General features: G+C 59.8%; 4 protein-coding genes and 2 pseudogenes. 1 reads left to right on the top strand and 5 read right to left on the bottom strand.

The genetic code is table 11. From position 1 onward, the window contains the following. Nucleotides 1-182 precede the first annotated feature (182 nt). From FHL16_RS35085 to FHL16_RS21345, 4 genes and pseudogenes are all read right to left on the bottom strand, one after another. A pseudogene (locus FHL16_RS35085) lies at nt 183-779 on the bottom strand (methyl-accepting chemotaxis protein); the annotation flags it as partial. Nucleotides 780-1,043: 264 nt separating this feature from the next. Then, nucleotides 1,044-2,096: pseudogene (locus FHL16_RS35080) on the bottom strand (HAMP domain-containing protein); the annotation flags it as partial. A 159-nt stretch (nt 2,097-2,255) separates the two neighbouring features. Further along, entirely contained in the window at nt 2,256-3,647 is a 1,392-nt protein-coding gene (locus tag FHL16_RS21350; protein WP_077749219.1) for an aminotransferase-like domain-containing protein, read from the bottom strand. Nucleotides 3,648-3,833: 186 nt separating this feature from the next. Continuing rightward, complete coding sequence (locus tag FHL16_RS21345) at nt 3,834-4,595, bottom strand: SDR family oxidoreductase (RefSeq protein ID WP_077749218.1); 762 nt, start codon at nt 4,593-4,595, stop codon at nt 3,834-3,836. Between the two features lie 236 nt (nt 4,596-4,831). Here FHL16_RS21345 and FHL16_RS21340 point away from each other — a divergent pair, with 236 nt between their 5' ends. Further along, nucleotides 4,832-5,836, top strand: a complete 1,005-nt coding sequence (locus FHL16_RS21340; protein WP_010457045.1) for an NADP-dependent oxidoreductase — start codon at nt 4,832-4,834, stop codon at nt 5,834-5,836. 78 nt (nt 5,837-5,914) lie between these two features. On the opposite strand, the gene pyrF is transcribed toward FHL16_RS21340, so the two are convergent. Continuing rightward, a complete protein-coding gene (gene pyrF, locus FHL16_RS21335) occupies nt 5,915-6,613 on the bottom strand; it encodes an orotidine-5'-phosphate decarboxylase (RefSeq protein ID WP_167362277.1) in 699 nt (232 codons plus the stop codon). Between the last annotated feature and the right edge of the window lie 169 nt (nt 6,614-6,782).

Genomic DNA, 6,782 nt, shown 5'->3' with positions numbered 1-6,782 from the left:
TGGCTGGGCCGGCACTCCGGGCGTTTGACAAAAGGGACTCGCCGTAAGGGCGAAACCGCCAGCCGCCGTTACCGCAGAAATGGATATGTACCCGGTCAACCACAACATGGTCGGCCCGAAGGCCGCCATCGCGAGCAGGCTCACTCCCACATTAGATCTGTGCACATACGCAGGGAGACAAATCAGAGCCGGAAGTGTCCGACCATCCCCTTCAACTCAACCCCCAACTGCGCCAATTCAATGCTCGACGCCGCATTCCCCCGCATCGCCAACGAAGACTGATCCGCACTCGCACGAATACTCGTCACACTGCGATTAATCTCCTCGGCCACCGAACTCTGCTCCTCGGCGGCCGCCGCAATCTGCTGGTTCATCTGCTGAATCAACGACACCGCCGCCGCAATACTTCCCAGCGCACTCTCAGTCTGCAACGCGTCACTCACCGCCAGCTTCACCAGCTCACCACTGTTCTGAATCTGCTGCACCGACGACTGCGCCGCCGAACGCAAGGCGCTCACCAGACGCTCAATCTCCTCGGTCGATTGCTGAGTGCGCTTGGCCAACGCCCGAACCTCATCCGCCACAACCGCAAACCCCCTGCCCTGCTCGCCGGCCCGTGCTGCCTCGATCGCCGCATTGAGCGCCAACAGGTTGGTTTGCTCGGCGACACTCTTGATCACACTGAGCACCGTGCCGATGTTCTGGATTTCTGCACTCAGGCTTTCGATGCTCGAACTGGCCGACGTCGCCGAATCCGCCAGCTGCTCGATCCGCGCCATGCTTTGACGCACCACCTGCTGGCCACTTTCCACCTTACCGTCCGCCGTTTGCGCAGCCTGAGCGGCTTCCTCCGCGTTACGCGCCACATCGTGCACCGTCGCCGTCATCTGATTCATTGCCGTGGCGACCTGCTCGGTTTCTTCCTTCTGGCTGCTGACCTCCAGGTTGGTCTGCTCGGTCACCGCCGACAAGGATTGCGCCGAACTCGCCAACTGCTCGATACCGGCCTGCAAACCGCTGACGATGGTGCTCAGCCCCGCCCCCATCTGTTGCATGGCCTGCATCAACTGGCCGATTTCGTCACGGCGCGTCACTTCAACCGTCGCACTCAAATCACCCGCGGCGATCTGCTGCGCAACACGAATCACACTGCGCAGCGGCGCCACGATCAATCGGGTAATGACCCACGCCGCGATCAACCCGACCAGCAACGCCAGGGCCGAGGAGCCAATGATCAGCATCGAGTTCTTTTTCAATTCGGCCTGCATCGACTGGTCTTCGGCGACATACGCCTGATCGACCCGCTCCACCACCTGCGCAGCACGCTGGTGCAGTTGCTCATAGACGATTTTTTCCTGGGCTAACAGACCGGTGTATTCGGTCAGTTTCTCGCTGAAACTGGTGATGTGACCCGCCACTTCATTGAGGACAGTCTGATAGCCCTCATCCTTGACTGTGGTTTTCAACTGCTCGGCCTGAACCTGCGCCTGATCGGCCTGCTCGATCTTGCCCTGAGCTGCGCTGTCATCGCCCTTGCGGCTCTGATCCAGACGCACACGTGCTTCGTTCATGGCCTGCAGCATCAACCGCGACACCTGGCTGACCTGATTGGCTTGCTCGATGAACTGCCCACCGTCCTTGCCTTCGGACTCCTTCAAGGTATAGGCGCCATCGTCGGCAAGCCCGGCTTGCAGGACATCCAGATTATTGGCCACGCTGGACACCGACCAACTGGCCATTTCCAGGGCCAGGTCCTTGGCCTGACTCAGCGAGACGAATTCGTCGAAGGCCTTGCGATAAGCCGCCAGGGACTGCTCGACGTCATTCATCACTGGCACGTTGGCCGCTGAAGTAGCCTTGAGCTGCGTCGCCAAGGCGATCAGGCCATCAACCCCCTGGCGCAGGGCATCCGCGGTTTTCGGGTTGCCGTGCAAGGCGTACTCCTGCTCAAGCAGTCGCACCTTGAGCAAACCGCTGTTGAGCGACGACATCTGCTTGAGCCCGTCGAAGCGCTGACTGATGGTTTGCAGGGACCAAACGCCGATGGCTGCCACCAGGGCCGTCAACAGCAGCACCAAGACAAACCCGACACCCATTTTTTTTGCCATACCGAGGTTGGCAAAACGTCCTTGCACGGCCGAAATCATTGCACTTAGTCCCCTGACATAGTCTGTTGACGCAGATTCGCAATGGGCATGGGCCAGCACAAGTCTCTGGCGTCGGAATAATGGCAAAAAGCTACGTCCACGTCGTTTTCAGAACGCTTTAGGTCGATTCGCAGCGGTCGCCTGAAAAAAAGCCCGGGCACGAGGATCACAGGCATAAGCGACGTTGATGCGCTGCCAATCTTTCGCCTGGCCATCAGGACTGAAGGCCGTGGCAGAAGACAGCAGCACACCGCAGCGCCGGGCCTGTTTGCGCACCTGAGCGTAGTCGGACATCCGCGATCGCGCCCAGATAAACAGGCCACCAGCCGGCTTGCCGAAAACTTCCCACTCGGCGTCTTCGAGCACTTGCAAGGCCGCCTCTCTGTCCGTATTCAAACGCTGGCGCTGACGCTGTACCAGTTTGCGGTACGCGCCGCTGGCCAACAGGCAAGTCAGCACCGACTCGCAGAAACTTGAGGCGCCCATGCTGCTGATCATCTTGACCTCGGCCAATCGCGATATGACCCCTTCGCTGGCCACGACAAAGCCGACCCGCAATGAACTGCTGAGGGTTTTCGAGTAACTGCCAACGTAGATCACGTTGTCATCCCCCCCCAATGCAGCGAGGCGCGTGCCGGGGCCGTAGTGCAAATCCGCATAGACGTCATCTTCAATCACCAGAACGCCATGGGACTTGGTCAATTGCAAAACCTGCTGCGCCATCGCAGGCGTCAGGCAACTGCCCGTAGGGTTGTGGTAGAAACTGTTGATGAATAGCGCGCGGGGCCGGTGCTTTAACAATAGTAATTGCAGTTGCTCCGTGTCGGGCCCGCGCGGGGTACGAGGCACCTCGATCATCGTCACGCCGTGCAGCCTGAGCAGGTCAAATAACAGTGGATACCCCGGACTTTCCACCACCACGCAATCTCCCGGCTTGAGCAAGGTGCGCACGATCAGGTCGAGCCCCTGACTGGCACCTGCGGTGGTCAGGATACGGTTTTCATCCACTTCGATACCGAGCCGTCCAAGGCGTTTGAGAATTTGCAGACGCAAGGCAGGCAGGCCTCGTGAAGTGCTGTAGTTGAACAACCCGGCCATGTCGGTACGGCTGACCTGACGAATCGCGTAGCTCAGGTCGTCAGTCTCGCGCCAGCTCTCCGGCAACCCGCCACAGCCCAGCTTAAGTTCGCCCGAGCAGCCGCCCTGTTTCAGTTCCGCCCCTTCGAACCAGAGGCAATCCTGTTGCCCCTGGGCGACCAGCGTTGGCGTGGCGACAATGAAACCGGCGCCATGACGCGGCGCCAGCACACCTTGAGTCACCAGCCGCTCACAGGCTTCGACGACGCTGGACTGACTGAGCAGATTGACCCGCGCGATGTGCCGCGCAGAAGGTAAACGCGTCCCCGGCTGCACCTCGCTCTGACGGAGCCAGACGGCCAACCCATCGACGATTTGCTGTACGACCGGCACCAATGCCTGTCGATCGATTCTCAATTCCATGAGCAAGCAAACTCCTGTCCATTTGCGGGGAGCAGTTAATCACAGGTGCGCAGGATCGGATGTGCGACAACGCCGCCAAAACCCTCGGTTCTAACCATTTGAAACACATTGTCCGCCGCCCTTCGCGACACCATGAAAAAGCCCGCACGTGTGCGGGCCTTTTCCTACGAGGCAGATCTTGATGGGTCAGAACGCCGTGACTCCACCGTCCACTGCCAGCGAGTGACCGGTGGTGAACGCCGCGCCGTCGCTACACAGATACAGCACGGCACTGGCGATTTCCTCGACCTTGCCGATGCGGCCGACCGGGTGCATGGCGTTGGCGAACTCGCCCTTCTTCGGGTCCGCTTCATAGGCGCGACGGAACATGTCGGTGTCGATCACCGCCGGGCATACCGCGTTTACGCGAATCTTTTTCTTGGCGTATTCGATCGCCGCCGACTTTGTCAGGCCGATCACCGCGTGTTTCGACGCCGCATAAATGCTCATCTTCGGCGCCGCACCAAGGCCCGCCACCGAAGCGGTGTTGACGATCGCGCCGCCGCCCTGGGCCAGCAGCAACGGCAACTGGTACTTCATGCACAGCCAGACGCCTTTGACGTTGACGCCCATGATCGCGTCGAACTCATCAAGGGTGCCTTCAGCCAGTTTGCCTTTCTCGATCTCGATGCCGGCATTGTTGAAGGCGTAGTCCAGACGGCCGTAGGTATTCACCACTTCGTCCATCAGATTTTTTACATCGCTTTCCAGCGTGACGTTGCAGCGCACGAAGGTCGCTTCGCCGCCCGCTGTACGAATCAGCGCCACAGTGCCTTCGCCCCCGGCCGTGTCCATGTCGGCCACCACCACTTTCAACCCTTCAGCGGCGAATGCCTGGGCGGTCGCGCGGCCAATACCGTTGGCAGCGCCGGTCACCACGGCGACCTGGCCGGAAAACGTCATGCTCATTGTTATGCCCTCAAAGAGAAGAATGCGGGGGATCGTGTGTTTCCAGTTTAGCCACAGGGGCATGGGACACGGCAGCACTATCAGAAGCCCGGTTGAGTGACCATGAGTGGCAGTGATAGAACTGCGGCACCGACTATCACTGCACTGGATCGACGTCCATTCGCCGCATCAGCCAAACTTGCGGCATCGATCATGAAGGTCTATCAACAAGGCTTCATTCATCTTGAGTGCCTGTCATGACTACCCAGACCAATCGCCAGTTCCTGCTCGCCAAACGTCCGGTGGGCGCGGCTACCCGCGAGACCTTTACCTATCAAGAAGTGCCAGTCGGTGAACCGGCTGCGGGTCAGATCCTGGTCAAAAACGAATACCTGTCCCTGGACCCGGCCATGCGTGGCTGGATGAACGAGGGCAAGTCCTACATTCCGCCGGTCGGTATCGGCGAAGTCATGCGCGCATTGGGTGTAGGCAAAGTCGTTGCCTCGAACAATCCTGGTTTTGCGGTCGGGGACTACGTCAACGGAGCCTTGGGCGTACAGGATTATTTCCTCGGCGAGCCACGAGGTTTCTACAAAGTCGATCCGAAACTGGCACCGCTGCCCCGTTACCTGTCCGCGCTGGGCATGACCGGGATGACCGCCTACTTCGCGTTGCTTGATGTCGGCGCACCGAAGGAAGGTGACACCGTGGTGCTCTCCGGCGCGGCCGGTGCGGTGGGCAGCATTGCCGGGCAGATCGCCAAGATCAAAGGCTGCCGCGTGATCGGCATCGCGGGCGGCGCGGACAAGTGCAAATTCCTGATCGACGAACTGGGGTTTGACGGCGTCATCGACTACAAGAACGAAGACGTGCATGCCGGCCTTAAGCGTGAATGTCCAAAAGGTGTCGACGTGTATTTCGATAACGTCGGCGGCGATATTCTCGACGCGGTGCTGGGTCGCCTGGCCATGAAAGCGCGCGTGGTGATTTGTGGCGCCATCAGCCAGTACAACAACAAGGAAGCGGTCAAGGGCCCGGCCAACTACCTGTCGTTGCTGGTCAACCGCGCGCGAATGGAAGGCTTCGTGGTGATGGACTACGCTGCTCAGTTCGCCGCCGCCGGGCAGGAAATGGCCGGCTGGATGGCCAAGGGGCAGCTCAAGAGCAAGGAAGACATTGTTGAAGGACTGGAGACCTTCCCGGAGACGCTGATGAAATTGTTCAGCGGCGAGAATTTCGGGAAGTTGGTGTTGAAGGTTTAACCCAACAGTTGAATTCACCCCAAAACTAATGTGGGAGTGAGCCTGCTCACTCCCACATTTTTGATCTTCGGTGTTTGATCAGGCGATTTCGGCTACAACTTCGGCCAACGCCTTCGCTGGATCCGCCGCCTGGCTGATCGGACGGCCAATGACCAGGTAATCGGAACCGGCATCCAGCGCCTGACGCGGGGTCAGGATACGGCGCTGATCGTCCTGGGCGCTGCCCGCCGGGCGAATCCCCGGGGTCACCAGTTGCAGCGTCGGGTGCGCCGATTTCAGGGCACGGGCTTCCAGGGCCGAGCACACCAGACCATCCATTCCGGCTTTTTCTGCCAGTGCAGCCAGACGCAGCACCTGTTCCTGCGGCTCGATGTCCAGGCCGATACCCGCCAGATCCTCACGTTCCATGCTGGTCAGCACGGTCACGCCGATCAACAGTGGTTTGGGGCCGGTACGCTGATCCAGCACTTCACGGCAGGCGGCCATCATGCGCAGACCGCCGGAGCAATGAACGTTGACCATCCACACGCCCATTTCCGCCGCGGCTTTAACCGCCATCGCGGTGGTGTTCGGGATGTCGTGGAACTTGAGGTCCAGGAACACTTCAAAACCCTTGTCACGCAAGGTGCCGACGATTTCCGAGGCGCAGCTGGTGAACAGCTCCTTACCGACTTTGACCCGGCACAGTTTAGGGTCCAACTGGTCGGCCAGCTTCAGTGCGGCGTCACGGGTGGGGAAATCCAGGGCGACGATGATAGGAGTCTGGCAGACGGACATGTGCGGGCTCTCAGGCAGGACGAAATCGGCGCGCATTGTAGCGGAACCAGCGCCACTGCGGGACCCGATGATCGGTAAATCGTCCCGAAGACTCCAGCAAGACTAGTCCCTGCGCCGATTGTGTCGAGTTCGATACACACACGACACGCCCACAACACCCTTCCTCGCT

It is taken from the genome of Pseudomonas sp. FSL W5-0299 (assembly GCF_005930655.1).
Classification (GTDB): domain Bacteria; phylum Pseudomonadota; class Gammaproteobacteria; order Pseudomonadales; family Pseudomonadaceae; genus Aquipseudomonas; species Aquipseudomonas mandelii.
The sequence above is the reverse complement of the archived record's forward strand: the minus strand, read 5'-3'. Positions and strand labels throughout refer to the sequence as shown.

Excerpts from the sequence above, each read along its gene's own strand:
- FHL16_RS21345 (WP_077749218.1), bottom strand. The coding sequence starts at position 4,595 with ATGAGCATGACGTTTTCCGGCCAGGTCGCCGTGGTGACCGGCGCTGCC.
- pyrF (WP_167362277.1), bottom strand. The coding sequence starts at position 6,613 with ATGTCCGTCTGCCAGACTCCTATCATCGTCGCCCTGGATTTCCCCACC.
- FHL16_RS21350 (WP_077749219.1), bottom strand. The coding sequence starts at position 3,647 with ATGGAATTGAGAATCGATCGACAGGCATTGGTGCCGGTCGTACAGCAA.
- FHL16_RS21340 (WP_010457045.1), top strand. The coding sequence starts at position 4,832 with ATGACTACCCAGACCAATCGCCAGTTCCTGCTCGCCAAACGTCCGGTG.